15 protein-coding genes and 2 tRNA genes are annotated in these 18,904 nt (G+C 64.4%); 16 read left to right on the top strand and 1 reads right to left on the bottom strand.

Annotated elements, in window-relative coordinates:
* The first annotated feature begins 98 nt into the window (after positions 1–98).
* The 8 genes from ppnN to AB3X07_RS14450 all read left to right on the top strand — a co-directional run bounded on the left by ppnN (position 99) and on the right by AB3X07_RS14450 (position 9,987).
* On the top strand, positions 99–1,487 hold the full coding sequence (ppnN, locus tag AB3X07_RS14485) for a nucleotide 5'-monophosphate nucleosidase PpnN (protein WP_369939293.1): 1,389 nt from the start codon (positions 99–101) through the stop codon (positions 1,485–1,487).
* Between the two features lie 164 nt (positions 1,488–1,651).
* Entirely contained in the window at positions 1,652–2,161 is a 510-nt protein-coding gene (locus AB3X07_RS14480) for a GspH/FimT family pseudopilin (RefSeq protein ID WP_369939292.1), read from the top strand.
* On the top strand, positions 2,158–2,637 hold the full coding sequence (gene pilV, locus AB3X07_RS14475; protein WP_369939291.1) for a type IV pilus modification protein PilV: 480 nt from the start codon (positions 2,158–2,160) through the stop codon (positions 2,635–2,637). Before AB3X07_RS14480 ends, pilV begins: the two co-directional genes overlap by 4 nt.
* Positions 2,634–3,872, top strand: coding sequence for a PilW family protein (locus tag AB3X07_RS14470; RefSeq protein WP_369939290.1), 1,239 nt, complete (start codon positions 2,634–2,636; stop codon positions 3,870–3,872). Before pilV ends, AB3X07_RS14470 begins: the two co-directional genes overlap by 4 nt.
* 3 nt (positions 3,873–3,875) lie before the next feature.
* Positions 3,876–4,358 (top strand): pilus assembly PilX family protein, encoded by a 483-nt coding sequence (locus tag AB3X07_RS14465; RefSeq protein WP_369939289.1) that lies wholly within the window; start codon positions 3,876–3,878, stop codon positions 4,356–4,358.
* Between the two features lie 10 nt (positions 4,359–4,368).
* Positions 4,369–9,351 (top strand): PilC/PilY family type IV pilus protein, encoded by a 4,983-nt coding sequence (locus AB3X07_RS14460; RefSeq protein ID WP_420018525.1) that lies wholly within the window; start codon positions 4,369–4,371, stop codon positions 9,349–9,351.
* A complete protein-coding gene (locus AB3X07_RS14455; RefSeq protein WP_369939288.1) occupies positions 9,348–9,824 on the top strand; it encodes a type IV pilin protein in 477 nt (158 codons plus the stop codon). Before AB3X07_RS14460 ends, AB3X07_RS14455 begins: the two co-directional genes overlap by 4 nt.
* An 86-nt stretch (positions 9,825–9,910) precedes the next feature.
* Positions 9,911–9,987: transfer RNA gene (locus AB3X07_RS14450), tRNA-Asn, on the top strand.
* A gap of 40 nt (positions 9,988–10,027) precedes the next feature.
* Here AB3X07_RS14450 and AB3X07_RS14445 read toward each other — a convergent pair.
* The gene (locus tag AB3X07_RS14445) at positions 10,028–10,567 is read right to left on the bottom strand and encodes a GspH/FimT family pseudopilin (protein ID WP_369939287.1); all 540 of its coding nucleotides are present in this window, start codon (positions 10,565–10,567) and stop codon (positions 10,028–10,030) included.
* A gap of 145 nt (positions 10,568–10,712) precedes the next feature.
* Here AB3X07_RS14445 and uvrB point away from each other — a divergent pair, with 145 nt between their 5' ends.
* From uvrB to AB3X07_RS14405, 8 genes are all read left to right on the top strand, one after another.
* On the top strand, positions 10,713–12,734 hold the full coding sequence (gene uvrB / locus AB3X07_RS14440) for an excinuclease ABC subunit UvrB (RefSeq protein WP_369939286.1): 2,022 nt from the start codon (positions 10,713–10,715) through the stop codon (positions 12,732–12,734).
* 101 nt (positions 12,735–12,835) lie between these two features.
* Positions 12,836–12,910, top strand: a tRNA-Val gene (locus AB3X07_RS14435).
* Between the two features lie 158 nt (positions 12,911–13,068).
* Entirely contained in the window at positions 13,069–13,323 is a 255-nt protein-coding gene (locus AB3X07_RS14430) for a hypothetical protein (protein ID WP_369939285.1), read from the top strand.
* Positions 13,324–13,376: 53 nt separating this feature from the next.
* The gene (locus tag AB3X07_RS14425) at positions 13,377–15,032 is read left to right on the top strand and encodes a type IV secretory system conjugative DNA transfer family protein (RefSeq protein ID WP_369944775.1); all 1,656 of its coding nucleotides are present in this window, start codon (positions 13,377–13,379) and stop codon (positions 15,030–15,032) included.
* A gap of 417 nt (positions 15,033–15,449) precedes the next feature.
* Positions 15,450–15,878, top strand: a complete 429-nt coding sequence (locus tag AB3X07_RS14420) for a hypothetical protein (RefSeq protein ID WP_369939284.1) — start codon at positions 15,450–15,452, stop codon at positions 15,876–15,878.
* 62 nt (positions 15,879–15,940) lie between these two features.
* The gene (locus tag AB3X07_RS14415) at positions 15,941–16,933 is read left to right on the top strand and encodes a virB8 family protein (RefSeq protein WP_369939283.1); all 993 of its coding nucleotides are present in this window, start codon (positions 15,941–15,943) and stop codon (positions 16,931–16,933) included.
* Positions 16,930–17,691 (top strand): TrbG/VirB9 family P-type conjugative transfer protein, encoded by a 762-nt coding sequence (locus tag AB3X07_RS14410; RefSeq protein ID WP_369939281.1) that lies wholly within the window; start codon positions 16,930–16,932, stop codon positions 17,689–17,691. Before AB3X07_RS14415 ends, AB3X07_RS14410 begins: the two co-directional genes overlap by 4 nt.
* On the top strand, positions 17,688–18,890 hold the full coding sequence (locus tag AB3X07_RS14405) for a TrbI/VirB10 family protein (RefSeq protein WP_369939280.1): 1,203 nt from the start codon (positions 17,688–17,690) through the stop codon (positions 18,888–18,890). The genes AB3X07_RS14410 and AB3X07_RS14405 overlap by 4 nt, the downstream gene beginning before the upstream one ends.
* Positions 18,891–18,904: the final 14 nt, after the last annotated feature.

Genomic DNA, 18,904 nt, shown 5'->3' with positions numbered 1-18,904 from the left:
GCAGCGCGACGGAAGACGGCCGGGGCAACCCGGCCGTTTTCTTTTGCGGGGGCTGACGCTAAAGTCAGCCGGCTGACGACAACGACAAGAATTCCGATATGACGACGAGCAATACGGCGGCGCGGGCGCTGCCGGTAGTGGACGCGCGGATCTACCCGCGCGGCGGCCTGGACATCCTCTCGCGCGCGGAAGTGGTGCGCCTGCGCGATGCCTCCAGCGGCGGCCTGCACGAACTGCTGCGACGCTGCGCGCTGGCGGTGCTGACCAGCGGCAGCGCCTCCGACGACCCGCGCGCCGCGCGCGACCTGTACCCGGACTTCGACATCCAGGTGGTCCAGCGCGACCGCGGCGTGCGCATCGACCTGCTCAACGCGCCGGCGATGGCGTTCGTGGACGGGGAGATCATCAACGGCGTGGCCGAACTGCTGTTCGCCGTGGTCCGCGACCTGGCCTACATGGCGATCGAGCTGGGGCCGGAATCGGCCGCCGACCTGGGCTCCAGCGAAGGCATCACCAGCGCCGTGTTCGGGCAGCTGCGCAACGGCCGCATCCTGCAGCCGGCCGATCCCAACCTGGTGGTGTGCTGGGGCGGCCACTCGATCTCGCGCGACGAATACCTGTACACCAAGCAGGTCGGCTACGAGCTGGGCCTGCGCGGGCTGGACATCTGCACCGGCTGCGGCCCGGGCGCGATGAAGGGGCCGATGAAGGGCGCCACCATCGCCCACGCCAAGCAGCGCAAGCACGACAACCGCTACATCGGCATCACCGAGCCGGGCATCATCGCCGCCGAATCGCCGAATCCGATCGTCAACCACCTGGTGATCATGCCGGACATCGAGAAGCGCCTGGAGGCCTTCGTCCGTATCGGCCACGGCATCATCGTGTTCCCCGGCGGCGTCGGCACCGCCGAGGAGATCCTGTATCTGCTCGGCATCCTGCTGCGCGAGGAGAACCGCGAGCTGCCGTTCCCGCTGATCCTGACCGGCCCGACCATCGCCGCGCCGTACTTCGAGCAGATCGACCGCTTCCTGCGCCTGACTCTGGGCGAGGCGGCCACCTCGCGTTACGAGATCGTGGTCGGCGACCCGATCGCGGTGGCCCGCAAGATGGCCGCCGGCATCCAGCAGGTGCGCATGTACCGCAAGGCGCAGAAGGACGCGTTCTACTTCAACTGGTCGCTGCACATTCCGCTGGAGTACCAGTTGCCGTTCGCGCCGACCCACGAGGCGATGGCCGCGCTCGACCTGCACCACGGACGCCCGCCGCATGCGCTGGCGGCGGACCTGCGCCGCGCCTTTTCCGGCATCGTCGCCGGCAACGTCAAGGAGGACGGCATGCGCCGCATCGAGCAGCACGGCCCGTTCGAGATCCATGGCGACGCGGACATGATGCAGGCCCTGGACGAACTGCTGCGCGCCTTCGTCGAGCAGCGCCGGATGAAGATCTCCGGGGAGTACCGGCCCTGCTACCGGGTCATGGCCTGAGCGGGGAGGCCGACCTTCCGGGCTAGGTGGGCCGGCTAGGCCGGCCGCTGGCGGGGGAGGGCATGGAGACCGGAGACGGCCTTGGGGAGGCCGTTCGTCCCGTGGCGCTTGCGGTATGATGGGGCCGGGATCAGGATTGCGTCATCACTCTGGGGAGAGTCTGGATGTCGTTTCGTCACGCCGGGTTCACGCTCGTGGAACTCGTCGTCACCATTGCCGTCATGGCGGTGGTGATGGCGATCGCGTTTCCGAGCATGCAGAACACGCTGCGCTCCACCCGGGTGTCGACAGCGACCAACGATGCCGTTTCCCTGATCGCGCTGGCCCGCACCGAAGCGGTCCGCAGCACGCGCGGCGGCGGCGTCTGCGCGAGTGCCGACGGCGCCACCTGTGGCGAGGACTGGAGTGCCGGCTGGCTGGCCTGGGCCGACGCCAACGCCGATGGCGTGCTCGATGCCGGGGAAGTGGTCCTGCGTTTCTCCAGCGGCAATCGCCATATCGTGGTCTCCGGCCCGGGCGCGCCGATCACGTTCGATGCGCGCGGCCTGCGCAGCAGCGACGGCAGCCAGGCGATCAGCATCCAGCCGGACAGTTGCGGCGACCAGTCGCTGCGCCGCACGCTGACCATCACCCCGACCGGTCAGGTGCAGACCGAAGTGGGAGCCTGCATATGAGGCAGCGCCCTCGATTCGCTCGCGCGCGGCAGCGCGGTTTCACCCTGATCGAGGTCATGATCGCGGTGCTGATCCTGGGATTCGGCCTGCTCGCGTTCGGCTTGCTGCAGACCATGAACGTGCGTTTCACCAAGAGCGCGCAGCAGCGCACCATCGCCAGCAACCTGGCCTACGAGGTCGTCGACCTGATGCGCACCCAGCGGACCGATTCCGGCCTGTACGCCTACAGTGCGATCGACTACGCGAGTTTCGCCGGCGTTGCCGAGGGCGATTGCGAAACCAAGGCCGACGCGAGCATCGCCAACAACATCGCGCGCTGGAAGTGCCAGGTGAAGAATTCGCTGCCCGAAGGCGCGGCGCAGGTGCAGTTGGAGAGCGATGGCAAGGTCACCGTGACGGTGCGCTGGGGCGACGCGCCCTGGGAAACCGAAGCGGCCAAGAAGAATGCCAGCTTCACGCTGGAGAGCCGGATATGAGCCCGGTCCGCCTCGGTGCCCGCCGCATGCGCGGCATGTCGCTGATCGAACTGATGATCGCCTTGCTGATCGGCTTGATCCTGCTGGTCGGCGTGATTCAGGTGTTCTCCGCCTCGCGGGCGTCCTACCAACTCTCCCAGGGCGTCGCGCGCAACCAGGAAAACGGCCGCTTCGCGATGGACTTTTTGTCCCGCGACCTGCGCATGGTCGGGCACGCGGGCTGCGTCAACGACCAGTCCCTGCTGGCGCAGGACGCGGCCGGCACGGTGTCCGGCGGCAATATCCGTTCGCTGTTTCTGAGCGGGCCCGACCGCAATACCAACAACGTCGCGGCGCTCCCGTTTCCGCTGCGGTTCGACCTGGGCGTGCAGGGCTTCGAAGCCAATGGAACGGCGCCTGGCGATAGCCTGACCTTGTCCGCCACACCCGCCGCGGGGAGCGCGGATAGCTGGACACCCGCGTTGCCGGACGATCTTGCCGGGCTGCATCCCGTCGCCGGCAGCGATATCGTGGTGGTGCGCTATTTCTCCGCCGAGCAGGCGCCGTTGACGGCGCTGACCCTGGGCGCGACGTCCACCTTGCAGTACGCCGCGTCCGATGGCGCGGTGGCGACCGCAGGCCCGGGCTTGTACGCGATCGCCGACTGCAGCAGCGCCACCGTGTTCCAGGCCGCATCCGCCCCGAGCACGACGTCGATGTCGGTGGCGGTCAGCGGCCTGAACAAGTCCAGCTTTAGCTATGTGTCCGGAAACGACGGCGCCTTGTCCTACAAGGCGGGCGGGACCACCTTGTTCCGCGCGGAAACGCGGGCCTACTACGTCGCCCTGAACCCGACGACCCAGGTTCCGGCCCTGTATCGCACGCGCTGGACATCCGTGCCCGGCAGCGACGCGATCCAGGCGACCACCGAGGAAATGGTCGAGGGCGTCGAATCGCTGCAATTGCTGTACGGCGAGGACGCGCAGAGCGATGTCTCTTTGCCGCCTTCCGGCAAGATCACCAAGGTCAACAGCGCCGCCACGATCGGCGATGCGACCCATGCCGCGCGTTGGCGGCGCGTGGGGGCGGTGCAGATGGCCCTGCTGGTGCGCGATGGCAACATGGAAAAGTCCCGCCCGCTCGCCGCATCGCATCTGTCGTTGCTGCAGGTGACGATGACGCCACCGGACGACCGACGTTACCGGGCGGTCTACGAAACGACCGTCGCCATGCGCAATCGACTTTTCGGGGACTGACCCATGACCATCCAGCGTCGGTTCTCGCCTGCGTCCTCGCGTTCCCAGCGCGGTGCAGTGCTGTATGTGGCATTGATCATCCTGATCCTGCTGACCCTGATCGGCATCGTCGGCATGCAGGTGGCGACCATGCAGGAGCGCATGTCGTCCAATTACCTGGCCGCCAACCAGGCGTTCCAGCGCGCCGAAGGTGGTGTCCGCGACGCGGAAGTGAGCATCGCGGCGAACACGGCCTACGACTACGAGGATTGCGCCACGCCGTTTTCCGCCGAGGCCTGGGCCAAGAGCGCCGACGACGCGCAGGTGAACGATGTGAGGGTGCGCAACATCAGTCGCTGTACCGGGCAGTGCAGTGCCGCTGCTGCCGCCGACGAATCGGAAACCCTGTGCAACTGGTACCGAATCACTGCGTACAGTCGGGATCAGAAGGAGGCCGAGGACTCCTCCGCCTTCGCTGCCGTCGACAGCATCTACATCAAGCCTTAATGGGTCTGCGATGAAAATCAAACACTGGATACTGTTAGGGCTGCTGGGCGTCGCGGCATTCATCGTGGGGCGCGCGATCACCGCGCCCGGGGAGTTGAATATCTCGCAGCAGCCGCTGTTCCTGCGCAGTTCGCTGCCGCCGCTGAACATGCTGGTGATGGGGCGCGACCACAAGTTGTACTACGAAGCCTACAACGACGCGTCCGATCTGAACGAGGATGGGGTGCTGGACGTCGGCTACAAGCCGGACACCATCAATTACTACGGCTACTACAACTCTAACGTCTGCTACCAGTCGGTGGAAGGGACCGGCGGGCAGTTGTTCCGACCGGTCAGCCAGGCAACCGGTACCAACAAGAAGCAATGCACGAACCTGTGGAGTGGCGATTTCCTGAACTACGTCACCACCTCGCGCATGGACGCCCTGCGCAAGGTCCTGTTCGGCGGCTACCGCGAGGTGGACAGCACGAGCGAGACGATTCTGCGTGCGGCCTACATCCCTGAGGACGCGCACAGTTGGGGCAAGGAATATCAGAGCATCGCCCGCGACGGGTACGACATCAGCAAGTACACGCCGTATGCCGCGCCTGCCAGCGGGCGTTACGTCCTGTTCGCGGTGACGACGCTGTCCGACAACGGCATTCCGCAGATGCGGGTGCTCAACAATACGCCGTTCCGGATCTGGAACTGGGTGTCGATCGAGCGCCCGGTCGCCGGCGACGACTGCTTCACCGCCTCCAGTACCCGGGTCAATTGCGTCAACAGTTCGCAGGCCGGATGGGAGGTCGTGCCGAGCGTCGCCTACGCCAATCCCCTTGAGATCATCACCTGGAAGGACTCGATCGGCAATCCGGGCGACAAGACGGCGATGGACAACTTGTTCGCCGCCGATAAGAACTCCAATCGTTGCGGTACCGGCACGGTCGCCGCCATCAATACCAGCGGAGGCAACAACAATCCGTTTTCCGGCTCCAATGGCTGCACGCAGGACAATTACCACACGCGGATTTCCGGACAGATCAACATCACCCAGGCCGGCAACTACAAGTTCGCGGTCAATGGCGATGACGCCGTGGACGTGGCGATCGACGGCACCGTGGTCGCGTCCTGGTATGGCGGTCATGGACAGAACAGCGGCGCTGATAGCCTGAATACCCATTCCGGAACCGTCTATCTCAACGCGGGCCTGCACTCGGTCGTATTCCGTCACGAGGAAGGCGGCGGCGACGACAACTGGCAGCTGTACTGGATTCCGCCCGCCAATGCCAATGCGACGGCGATGACCAATTACGCCTTGCGCGTCGAGGCATGCTCGGCGACCGCCGAACTGCGCGAGGACAACTGCAAGATCTATCCCAGCGGCGCGATCAAGCCCACCGGCATCCTGCACGATTACGGCGAAACCGATCGCATGTACTTCGGCCTGCTCACTGGTTCCTATGCCAAGAACATCTCCGGCGGCGTGCTGCGCAAGAACATGGGCAGTTTCTCCGACGAGATCAATCCAAGCACCGGCCAGTATTGTCTGAACGGGAATTGCGGCAATGGCCGCGACGTGAAGGGGGTGGTGCATACCATCAGCACCTTCCGCATGCTCGACTTCCGCTACAGCGACTACACCTACGGATGCGGCTGGATCACCACCCGCCCGGTGAACGAGGGCGAGTGCTGGATGTGGGGCAATCCGGTCGCCGAGATGATGTACGAGACCTTGCGCTACTTCGGTGGCGCGAAAACGCCACGCAGCGAGTTCAACTATACGTCGGGCGTCGACGAGTCGACGCTCGGGTTGTCCAAGCCCGCATGGAAGCCGCCCTACGTGGCCTCGCAGGATGGCGGTGGCGGCTATCCGAAGTGCTCGCAGCCGACGATGACGGTGTTGAGCGACATCAATCCCTCCTACGATTACAGCGTGCCCGGCACCCATTGGGGGACGATGAGTTCGAGCGGCGATCCAGATTCGCTGCAGGATCTGAACGTGTCGGCGCAGGTCGACAAGATATGGGAGTTGGAAGGGGGCGGCTCGCGAAGCGTCTTCATCGGCGAGTCGAACGGCGTGACCGACAACGCGCCGACGCCGAAGACGGTCAGCAATCTTTCGACGGTCCGCGGCCTGTCGCCGGAAGAGCCCAGCAAGCAGGGCACCTTCTATTCCGCCGGCGTGGCCCGCTATGGCGCCACCAAGTTCGTCGGCGGCGACAAGCACATGCGCACCTACTCGGTGGCGTTGGCGTCGCCGTTGCCCAAGTTCAAGTTCCCGGTCGGCGATGGCAGCATCACCCTGGTGCCGTTCGCCAAATCCGTGGCCGGCAGCAACATCAGTGCGACCAGCAATTTCCAGCCGACCAATCAGATCGTGGACTTCTACGTCCAGAAGGTGGCCAACACCGATCCGCGCGGCCGCGATCACGACGCCAATACCAACGGCGGCCGGCCGTATGCGGAGTTCCGTATCAACTACGAGGATGTGGAGCAGGGCGCCGACCACGACATGGATGCCTTCGTGCTCTACACGCTGGCCGTCAATCAGACCAATCAGTTGGTCGTGTCCCTGTCGTCCGAGTACGCCGCTGGCGGCATCAGTCAGTACATGGGCTATGTGATTTCCGGTACCACTGCCGATGGCGTGTACCTGGAAGTGAAGGATCAAGGCGGCGACAATGTCGCTTATCGCCTGAATACGCCGCCCGGTCGCGCGCCCGGCTATTGCAATACCCAGGCGCCCCCGAACGACTGCGTCGGCCTGCCGCTCAATGCCACGCGTACCTTCAATGTGGGCAACAACGTGGGCGCCAGCCTGCTCGAGAGCCCGCTCTGGTACGCCGCGAAGTACGGCACCGATCTCAACCCCGACGCCAACAACGATGGCACGCCCGACAACTACTTCCTGGTGACCAACCCGCTGTACCTGAAGGCGCAGCTCACCAAGACGTTCGATGCGATCGAGAACCAGAACGGAAGTAGCGGAACCGTCTCCGTGTCCGGTGCACGGGTGTCGTCCAGTTCCTATGTGGTGGCGCCCAGCTACGGAAACTACAACAACGGAGCGGACTGGGTCGGCGACCTGCAGAAGTTCCCGGTGCTGTCGAATGGTCTGCTGGGGACCGTGCAATGGAGCGCGGCCGCCAAGATGCCGACGGATGCCGCTGGCGTCGCGCAGCGCAAGATCTTCACCGCGCTGTCGAGCGTGAATTCCACCAACCGCTCCAACGTGGTGCGCGAGTTCACCGCCGCCAATCTGGTCGCAACGCCGAGCGGCAGCGCGGCGGCGGACGCGGCCGAGATCTTCAATCGTCTCGGCTACACGACCGGCGACATCATCAACAAGTTCGGCGGCAACGTCACGCCAGGTCAACTGGTGGACTACCTGCGCGGCGACCAGACGATGGAAGGCACGGCCAAGAACACCGCGCCGTTCCGCCGCCGCTCGAAGATCCTCGGCGACATCGTCAACTCCGCGCCGGTGATCGCGACCAAGCGGGCGAACTACGGCTGGGCGACGGCCACCGGCCTGGCCTCCGCCGCGCGCGGAAGCTATGCGGCTTACCTGACCAGCAAGGGGCAGGCGGCGCACGAGTACATCTACGCCGGATTCAACGACGGCATGCTGCATGCGTTCAACGATGCCGGCGACGAGACCTTCGCCTATGTGCCCAATGGCGTGTTGGGGAAGACCGGTTTTCTCGCCGACGCCGGCCTCGATGGCGGCTCCGGTTATACCCACCGGTTCTATGTCGACGGGCAGCTGACGACGGCCGACGTCTATCTGGGCGGCCACTGGAAGACGGTGGTGGTCGGAACCGCCGGTGCCGGCGGCCGCGCGGCCTTCGCGCTGGACGTCACCGATCCGGCGTCGTTCTCGGCCGACGAGGTGCTCTGGGAGATCAACGGACAGAGCGACACCGAACTTGGCTATGCGATGGGCAAGCCGGTCGTGGTGCCGTTGCAGAACGGCAAGTGGGTGGCGCTGATCGGCAATGGCTACAACAGCGTCAACAGCGATCCCGTGTTGTTCGTCGTGGATATCGAGACTGGCAGCGTATTGGCCAAGTTGCGGCCGAACGACGATGACGATGTCAACGTCAACGGCCTGGGCAATCTGGTGACGCTGGATACCGACGGCAATGGCCTGGTCGACACCGTCTATGGTGGCGACCTGCAGGGCAACGTGTGGAAGTTCGATCTGAGCGGCGACCATGCCTCGGACTGGAACGTCGCCTACAACGGCGTGCCGATGTTCGTCGCGCACGACCTGCATGGCGCACGCCAGCCGATCACCGGCGAGTTCGAAGTGGCGACCGGCCCCGGCAATGGCTACATGCTCTATTTCGGCACCGGACGCTATTTCACCGTGGGCGACAACAGCAGTGCGATGGGCCAGCAGGTGCAGAGTCTCTATGGCGTGTGGGACAGCGGAACGCCGGTGACCGGCGACCGGGATGCGGCGCTGGTCGCCCAGACCATCACGGCCTCGACCACCGGAACTCGCTCGGTCTCGCGCAATGCGGTCAACTACCTGCAGAGCCGTGGCTGGTACCTGGACCTGCTGACCACCAATACCGCTGGCGTGGCCCAGACGACCGGCGAGCGCTTCTTCGGCCGGCCGCTCATCCAGAGCGGATCGGTGTCGTTCTCGGCCTACCAGCCGGAAGTCGCGTCGGATTGCGATCCGGGCGGGCAGAACTGGCTCTATCGCCTGAACCTGCTGACTGGCGCGCCGGCGTATGGCCAGGTGACCTTGCCGGACGGGACGGTGGTGAGCGGCGGCTCGGTCGGTGCCACCGCCACCGGGTCCGGTGCCCCCAGCCGTGGCGTGGCGGTGACGCAGCCGGTCGCGTCCGAGCCGGTGTACTGCGATCCTGCCGATCCGAAATGCACCGGCGGGGGCGGACCGCAGCAATGCAAGGAAGTCACGTTGAACCCCAACAAACCCGAAAACTCGCTGATCTCCCAGCGTTCCTGCGGAAGGCAGTCATGGCGGCAAATCAAATGAAGCTGAGGTTGTCCGGCGGGACCGTGGCGCAGCGGGCGCGTTCCGGGCATCGCGTTGTGCCAGCGTCGCGCAAGATGGGCGGATTCACCTTGATCGAGCTGATGATCGTGGTGGCGATCATCGCGATCCTGGCGGCGATCGCCTATCCGTCCTATACCGAGTACGTGCGCAAGTCCCGCCGCGCGCAGGCGAAGGCCGACCTGATGGAGCTCACCCAGCAAGCCGAGCGCTACCGCACGACGGAGAACCACTACACCGGCTGGGAACCGACCTTCTTCCAGTCGCCCCGCGAGGGAACGGCGCAGTACACCTTGTCGGTCGAGGATCTGGCGGCAGGCACCTACACGCTGAAGGCAACGCCGGTAGCGGGTTCGCCTCAGGCGAACGACAAGTGCGGGACGCTGAGCATCAACCAGTCCGGGACCAAGTTCTCCGGTGCCGACGGCACCACCGCCAATCCGGATTGTTTTTGAGGCCGAACGTCCTGGCCGCGGTGGCACGGCGTGGGTGCATCGGGTGCTTGCACTACTCCTGAAGTTCCTACTACAATGCGACCCCCGCCCGAATAGCTCAGCCGGTTAGAGCACTTGACTGTTAATCAGGGGGTCGTTGGTTCGAGTCCAACTTCGGGCGCCAAATCCTGCAAAAGCCGCGAGCGATCGCGGCTTTTGGCGTTTTATCCCGGTGCGCTGCAGCGTTGCCCCGTCGCGGCTCGCGCGGAGCGCACGCGGCCCACGTTGTTCACCACGACCTCCGCAAACAGGCGGCGGTCGCGGCCGCAGATGCGGATGGTGAGGTTGCTGCCGGCGCTGCGCCCATCTGCGAGAAATCGAACGGCGCGCCTGCCGCGGCTGGAAAGCAGGGTCATGGAGCCGGTGGCGGGCATGCGTTCCTGGGCCAGGATGCTGCCCGGATCCGGAGGTTGCCCCTGCTGGTCCGGGTCGCGATAGACGATCCAGCCCTGGCTCCAGTCGCTGTCGGCGCGGCAGCCGCCATCGCCCAGCGATGGACAGGCGCTCACCGGTACGCGCGATGAAATCGCGCTGTTGCGCGCAAGCGCCAACTGCGTGCTGAGCCGGTGGACCGTGGTGGCCAGGCGTTGCCGTTCCAGCAGCGTCTGCAAGGTCGGCAGGCCGACCGCGGCCAGGATGCAGATCAGTGCCATCACGACGACGAGCTCCAGCACTGTGTAGCCTCGGTTTGCGGATTGCTGCATGGCGACCATCCTGCGACGGGATGGCTGGCAGTCTGGCTCTGCGGCGCAGGGGCTTGAATGGGAGGGTTCACCGTTCCCATGTAAGGAATCTTCCCGGCAGGGGGTCGGCCGGGAGCGTTGCACTCACATCCACCCGAGGCTGCCAATGTCCGATCGTTTCCAACTCGTCTCGCCATACTCGCCGGCCGGCGACCAGCCACAGGCGATCGAGAAGCTGGTGGCCGGGTTCGAGGCCGGCCTGGCCAAGCAGACCCTGCTGGGCGTGACCGGCTCGGGCAAGACCTACACCATCGCCAACGTGGTCCAGGCGATCCAGAAGCCGACGCTGGTGATGGCGCCGAACAAGACCCTGGCGGCGCAGCTGTATGGCGAGTTCAAGGCGTTCTTCCCGAACAACGCGGTCGAGTACTTCGTCAGCTACTACGACTACTACCAGCCGGAAGCCTATGTGCCCTCGTCGGACACCTTCATCGAGAAGGACAGCTCGATCAACGAGCACATCGAGCAGATGCGCCTGGCGGCGACCAAGACCCTGCTGTCGCGCCGCGATGCGCTGGTGGTGGCGACGGTCTCGGCGATCTACGGCCTGGGCGCGCCGGAAGACTATCTGTCGCTGCGCCTGATCCTGTCGATCGGCGAGCACATCGACCAGCGCCAGTTGATCAAGCACCTGACCGAGCTGCAGTACACGCGCAACGAGTACGAACTGCATCGCGGCGCGTTCCGCGTGCGCGGCGAGGTCATCGACGTGTTCCCGGCCGAATCGGACAGCGAAGCGCTGCGCATCGAGCTGTTCGACGGCGACGTCGAACAGTTGACCCTGTTCGATCCGCTGACCGGCGAGACCCTGCGCAAGCTGCAGCGCTACACGGTCTACCCGAAGACCCATTACGCCACGACGCGCGAGCGCACGCTCAGCGCCGTGGACACGATCAAGCTCGAGCTGAAGGAGCGCCTGGAGCAGCTGTACGCGCAGAACAAGCTGGTCGAGGCGCAGCGGCTGGCGCAGCGTACCCAGTTCGACCTGGAGATGATGGCCGAGGTCGGCTACTGCAACGGCATCGAGAACTACTCGCGGCACCTCACCGGCAAGGCCGCCGGCGAGCCGCCGCCGACCCTGTTCGATTACCTGCCGGCCGATGCGCTGCTGGTGGTCGACGAATCGCACGTCACCGTTCCGCAGATCGGCGCGATGTACAAGGGCGACCGTTCGCGCAAGGAGACGCTGGTGGAATTCGGCTTCCGCCTGCCATCGGCATTGGATAACCGGCCGTTGCGCTTCGAGGAGTGGGAGGCGCGCTCGCCGCGCAGCATCTACGTGTCGGCCACGCCCGGTCCCTACGAGTTGCGCGAATCGGCCGGAGAGATCACCGAGCTGGTGGTGCGCCCGACCGGGCTGATCGATCCGGAAGTGGAGATCCGTCCGGTCGCGACCCAGGTCGAAGACCTGCTGTCGGAAATCAATCTGCGCGTGGCGGCGGGCGATCGTGTGCTGGTCACCACGCTGACCAAGCGCATGGCCGAGAACCTCACCGAGTACCTGGGCGAGCACGGGATCAAGGTGCGCTACCTGCACTCGGACATCGACACGGTCGAGCGCGTGGAGATCATCCGCGACCTGCGCCTGGGCAAGTTCGACGTGTTGGTCGGCATCAACCTGCTGCGCGAGGGCCTGGACATGCCCGAGGTGTCGCTGGTGGCGATCCTGGATGCGGACAAGGAGGGCTTCCTGCGCTCCACCGGCTCGCTGATCCAGACCATCGGCCGTGCCGCGCGCAATCTGCGCGGCAAGGCGATCCTGTATGCGGACAGGATGACCCGTTCGATGCAGGCGGCGATCGACGAGACCGGACGGCGTCGCGAAAAACAGGTGGAGTACAACCTCGAGCACGGCATCACGCCCAAGTCGGTGGCGCGGCCGATCGTGGACATCCTGGAGGGCGCGCGCGGCGACGCCGCCACCGACACCAAGGCGGGCAAGGGCAAGGGGCGCCGGGTGGCGGAGGAGCCGGCCGACTACCGCATGCTGGAGCCGGCCGAGATCGCGTCCCGGCTCAAGGCGCTGGAGCAGAAGATGTACCAGCACGCGCGCGATCTGGAATTCGAGGATGCGGCGCGGGTACGCGACCAGATCAAGAAACTGCGCGAGGCCAGCCTGGTCGGCTAGGCGGGTCGTGGGCGGCTGTCCGCTGCCGCGGCGCCTATTGTTCTTGGCCGCAAGGTGGGCTAAGATTCGCGCCCCTGCAGCGGTATGGCCGCAGCAGCGATGGGCGGTTAGCTCAGCGGTAGAGCACTACCTTGACATGGTAGGGGTCACAGGTTCGAACCCTGTACCGCCCACCACGACATGCCAGCGATGCATGCGTGGAACACGACGAAGCCGGCGCCCGCCGGCTTTTTTGTTGCCCGCGGTTCGGTGCGCGTCCCGGCCGGCGGTCGGTGGCCCTGGCGGCCCGCTTGCTTTAGCATCCAGGCCACGATCAGGCGAGGAGGCCATGCGCATGGTGGAGTACCATCATACGATTCAAGTCAAGGGACGCTACCACCTCGTGGCGTTGACGCACGAACCGGACTACAACCCGGCCAACGTCGTGGGCTACACCATCACCACCGACGGCGGCGCGCGCCTGGACCCGCGCGACATGTCCTGGGACGAGGCGCGGATCTGGTTGGACAATCTGGTCGAACAGGACGGCGGCGTCGGCGTCGAAAAAAAGGCGTCGCAGAGCAAGCCGGGCGGCCAGCGCCGACGCTAGAATAGGCGCCAAGGTGCATCAGGGAGGATAGGGGCTTGTCGAATCGTAAGCTGATGGCGGCGGCGGGAGTCGTCGTGCTCACCGGCGTTGCCGGCTATTTGCTCTCCGGCTACTTGGTGCTGTTGTTGCTCAATCTGGATACCCGGCTGTTCGGGCTGAGGACCTATTACGAGTACGTGCATGCGATCGGCATGCCGCAGGTCGCGCCGTTCGTGGGCAAGATCAAGTGGGCGGGCTATCTCGGCTTCGGCCTGCCCGGGCTGCTGGCGCTGCTGACCCTGTTCCTGATGTTCAAGCCGCGCAAGCAGACCTTGCACGGCGACGCCCGCTTCGCCGGCGCCTCCGACCTCGCCAAGCACGGCCTGTTCAAGCAGAGCGGCAACGGCATCGTGGTGGGCAAGTTCCGCGGCAAGCTGGTGCGCCTGAGCGGGCAGCAGTTCGTCATCCTGGCCGCCCCGACCCGCTCGGGCAAGGGTGTCGGCGTGGTGATCCCGAACCTGCTCGAGTACCAGGAATCGGTCGTGGTCCTGGACATCAAGCAGGAGAACTTCGACCTTACCAGCGGCTGGCGCGCCAGCCAGGGGCAGGAGGTCTTCCTGTTCAATCCCTTCGCGGAAGACCGGCGCACGCATCGCTGGAATCCGCTCAGCTACGTGTCCGACGATCCGGCATTCCGCGTCTCGGACCTGATGAGCATCGCCGCGATGCTGTACCCGGACGGCTCGGACGACCAGAAATTCTGGGTCAGCCAGGCGCGCAACGCGTTCATGGCGTTCGCGCTGTACCTGTTCGAGAACTGGGACGACGAACGCAATATCGGCTTCCCCGGCGGCCTGGGCACCCCGACGCTGGGCGCCATCTACCGCTTGTCCTCGGGCGACGGCAGCGATCTGAAGAAGTACCTGAAATCGCTGTCGGAGCGGCGTTTCCTCAGCAGCAATGCCAAGTCGGCGTTCTCCAACATGCTGTCGCAGGCCGACGAGACCTTCGCCTCGATCCTGGGAACGTTGAAGGAGCCGCTCAATGCCTGGATCAACCCGGTGCTCGACGCCGCCACCAGCGACAACGACTTCCTGCTGACCGACCTGCGCAAGAAGAAGATGACCATCTACATCGGCATCCAGCCCAACAAGCTGGCCGAGAGTCGCCTGATCATCAACCTGTTCTTCAGCCAGATCATCAACCTCAACACCAAGGAACTGCCCAAGAGCAATCCAGCGCTGAAATATCAATGCCTGCTGCTGATGGATGAGTTCACCGCGATCGGCAAGGTCGACATCATCGCCTCGGCGGTGTCATACATGGCTGGCTACAATGTCCGCCTTCTGCCGATCATCCAGAGCATGGCGCAGCTGGACGCGACCTACGGCAAGGACATCTCGCGCACGATCATCACGAATCATGCACTGCAGATCCTCTACGCTCCGCGCGAGCAGCAGGACGCCAACGACTACTCGGAGATGCTCGGCTACACCACCTTCCGCAAGAAGAACATCACGCGCGGCAAGGACGTGACCCGCAGCGTGTCGGAGGAGAGGAGGGCGCTGATGCTGCCGCAGGAACTGAAGGCAATGGGGAACGATCACGAGGTGTTCCTGTACGAGGGCATCCCGCATCCGGTGAAGTGCGACAAGATCAAGTACTACAAGGACCGCCACTTCACATCGAGGTTGCTGCCGAAGGTCGATGTGCCAACGCTTTCCATCTAGGTTAGTGTGATGGTCATTGCAAAATTATTGGCAATTCGGCCGAATTGAACGTTTTTTTTCCAAACGCTTGACGCCGGCATGGCGACGCGGCACATTCTCGCGATGCTGGTATGGGGCACTTGGCACTAGGAACAGGGGGCGTAGCGTCCACGACGCACGCAAGGGCGACATGGAAAGTTTTGTGAAAGATTCTGTATGTGTCAGCACTGAAAGCCTCGCCCTGGGCGCCTGCCGTCTCGCAGGACGCATGATTGCGCCGCAGATGGGCGCGCCAAGGGAGCAAGCGCGTCCGCCCGCGATGGGTCGCATTGCGCCGTCCCCGCGGTCAAACCCGAAATTCTCAGGCTGCCGGCCCTGTGCCGGGAGCCCTTCTATACCTGTTTCCGCAATTTAGAGGCTCGCGTGAAAAGAACGCATATGTTTCGGCTGATCGCCACTCTGAGCACCGTTGCGCTGTTGAGCGCCTGTGCGAGTTCGCCGGCGCCTGATTTCCGCGGAAGGTGGAAGCCGGTCAATCGCTTCTCCGAATCGACGATGGAGATCCCGCTGTACTCCTCGTACGTGTACCAGGCCATTCCGATGGACGGTACCCTGAAGACGATGCTGGAACGCTGGGCCAAGGACTCGAACATGGAGCTGGCCTACAGCATCCAGTCCGACTACACGCTGTATGCGCCGGTGGCCAAGATCAACACCACGAGCATCCAGCAGGCCGTGGCCGAACTCAGTCTGGTCTACGCGAATGAAGGGGTCACCGTGTCCGCCGCGGGCAACCGCATCCTGGTGCAGCCGTCGTCGTCGCTGAGCGGGGCCGCGGCGCCGGCCGCCGAGGGCGGCGCGAAGTGAGTTCACTGCCGGCGGCCGCTCGCGTGCCTCCGCAGCCACATTACGTAACTTGGTGACGTCTGATGTTCGGTAAAAAACCAGTTGAGAGCGAAAGCGTCAACAAAGCGGTCGCAAAGGCTGTCAACTACGAAATCAGCATTGCTGATCTCGCCCGGCGCAGCGAACGCCGGGCATGGTGGGTCGCGTTCGGCGCCATCATCCTGTGCTTGCTGCTGGGCGGCGGTTACTACTACATGCTGCCGTTGAAGGAGAAGGTGCCGTATCTGGTGATGGCCGATGCCTATACCGGAACGTCGACGGTCTCCGTGCTGAAAGACCCCGGTGCCGTGCGCAGCATCACTGCGAGCGAGGCCTTGGCGCGCAGCAATGTGGCGCGCTTCATCACCGCTCGCGAGTCCTACGATTACGAAATGATGGGGCTCAACGACTGGAACACGGTGTTTTCCATGGCGCCGTCGGACACGGCGGTAGGCAACGAATACAGGGCACTGCACGCGCCGAACAACCCGTCCGCGCCCTTCTTCGTATATGGCAAGGCCCGCTCCATCCGCGTCAACATCCTCAGCATCAGTCTGCTGGGCGGAAACGGCAAGCCCTATACCGGGGCCAATGTCCGCTTCCAGCGCAGTATCTACGACAAGAAGACCGGGCAAACCACGCTGTTGGACAACAAGTTCGCGATCCTGGGCTTCCGTTACAACGCCGACCTCGTGATGAAGGAGGATCTCCGCGTGGAGAATCCCCTGGGCTTCCAGGTCACCGATTACCGCGTCGACAACGACTACGCGGCGATGCCCGCGCCGCCGCCTAGCACGCCCCAGCAGCAGGTACCGGCCGCCGCGCCTGCGCAGCAAGCGTTACCTGGACAGGTGCCTGTGCAGCAGGTGCCGGGCCAGCCGGTGGCGCCCGGAGCGAACGGCGCAATGCCCATGCAGCAGGCGCCGGCGGCTGCACCGGGTAGTGCGCCTGTCTATCCGGGGGCGCAGCCCGTGACCGCGCCCCCGATGCCCAACGCTGCACCTCAGAACAATGGCAATGGAGCGAACGTTCGATGAGTTTCATGACGAAAACCGGTTCGGCGTGTGCCGCGATGCTGGCACTGGCCTTGTTCGCGCCGCATGCCTCGGCGCAGGTGGTCCAGCAGTACGAGTACGAGCCTGACAAGATCTATCAGGTACGGACCGGCCTCGGCATCACCACGCAGGTCGAACTCAGCCCGAACGAAAAGATCCTCGACTACAGCACCGGCTTCAGCAGTGGCTGGGAGTTGAGTCGGCGCGAGAACGTCTTCTATCTGAAGCCGAAGAACGTCGACGTCGACACCAACATGATGATCCGCACGGCGACGCATTCCTATATTCTGGAATTGAAGGTGGTCGCCACGGATTGGCAACGGCTGGAGCAGGCCAAGCAGGCCGGCGTGCAGTACAAGGTGGCCTTTACCTATCCCAAGGACACCAGCTTCGCGGCGGCCAGCGAGGAGGTGAAGGACGAGTCCCAGCTCGACACCCGGCTGTCCAAGGATCGTCATTACTATTTCGACTATGACTATTCGACCCGTTCGAAGCAGCCATGGATCGTGCCGAGCAGTGTCTACGATGATGGCAAATTCACTTACATTAAAATGGACCTGACCCGCTTTCCGACGGGCAATTTCCCGGCCGTGTTCGGTCGCGAGAAGGAAAACGACGAGGATTTTCTGGTCAACACCACGGTCGAGGGCAATACCCTGATCGTGCATGGGACCTATCCTTTCCTGGTTGTCCGCCACGGCAAGAATGTTGTCGGCTTGCGTAGGAATAAGCAAAAGTGAACTCGAACATACCTCCGTCTGACGAAAATAACGGCTACGAGCAGGGTCAGCCGCGTTCGCCGCAAGCGGGCGACGCCGGCAAGGAAAATCCCTATTTCGCTCGCCAGCGCCAATCCGCCGAACCGGATCTCGATGCCGGCGAACCGGTGCTGCGCTCCAATGACCTGCAGAAGCTCAACCGCAAGGCGCTGGTGTTCCTGGCGGGTATTGCGCTGTTGCTGATTCTGGCGATTTTCTGGCTGGTCAGCGGCAACGATTCCAAGGATCCGCCGCCGAAGCCGAAGCAGGAGGCAGTCGTCGCGCCGGCGTTGCCGCAGACCGCGGTCGCCCCTCCGACGAGCCAGACGGCCGAACCAGTGCAACTGGAGCAGCCGCCGACCCTGCCGCCGATGCAGCCCCCCTCGTCCGGTAACGACATCGCTATGGCGCCGCCTGCGCAGCAGCAGCCGCGTGGCCCTTCGCTGCTGGAGCGCCGGATGGGGGGCGCGACGGACGATCCTGCCTCGGCCGACGGCCAGCAGGGTGGCGGTATTGCCGGTCTGCTGCCGGGACAGCAGCAAGCTGCTGGTCCCGGGCAGGAAGAACAGCAAACCTCGGCGAAGCCGATCGCCAACCCGGACGGCCTGCTGGTGCGCGGCACCTACATCCGCTGCGTGCTGGAGACGCGGATCATCACCGATTTCCCGGGTTTCACCTCCTGCATCATCACGGAGCCGGTCTACTCCATCAACGGCAGGCGCCTGCTGCTGCCGAAGGGCTCGAAGGTGCTTGGTCAGTACAATGCCGTGGAGCCGACCGGGCCGCGGATGCAGGTGATCTGGGATCGCATCACCACGCCGACGGGTATCGATGTGAATCTGATGGGTCCCGGCATCGACAACCTGGGTAGCGCCGGCCATCCTGGCCAGTACAACGCGCATTGGGCGAGTCGGATCTCGTCCGCGCTGATGATCAGCATGCTCAGTGACGCGTTCAAGTGGGCGGCGGCCAAGAATGGGCCGGAGACCACCACCGTCGGACTCAATTCCGGCCTGGTGACCGAGCAGCCGTTCGAGAGCAATACCGCGCAGGCCGTCCAGCGGCTCGCGGACCAGGCTCTGGAGCGTCGCCGTCCGGCCACCGTGACCATCAATCAAGGCACCGTGGTCAACGTCTATGTGGCCAAGGACGTCGATTTCAGTGCTGTGTTGCCTCGTTGATGACGTAGAGACCG

Origin of the sequence: Xanthomonas sp. DAR 35659 (assembly GCF_041242975.1) — a bacterium.
Classification (GTDB): Bacteria; Pseudomonadota; Gammaproteobacteria; order Xanthomonadales; family Xanthomonadaceae; genus Xanthomonas_A; species Xanthomonas_A medicagonis.
Note: the sequence above shows the minus strand (reverse complement) of the source record. Positions and strands in the feature narration are given on the sequence as shown.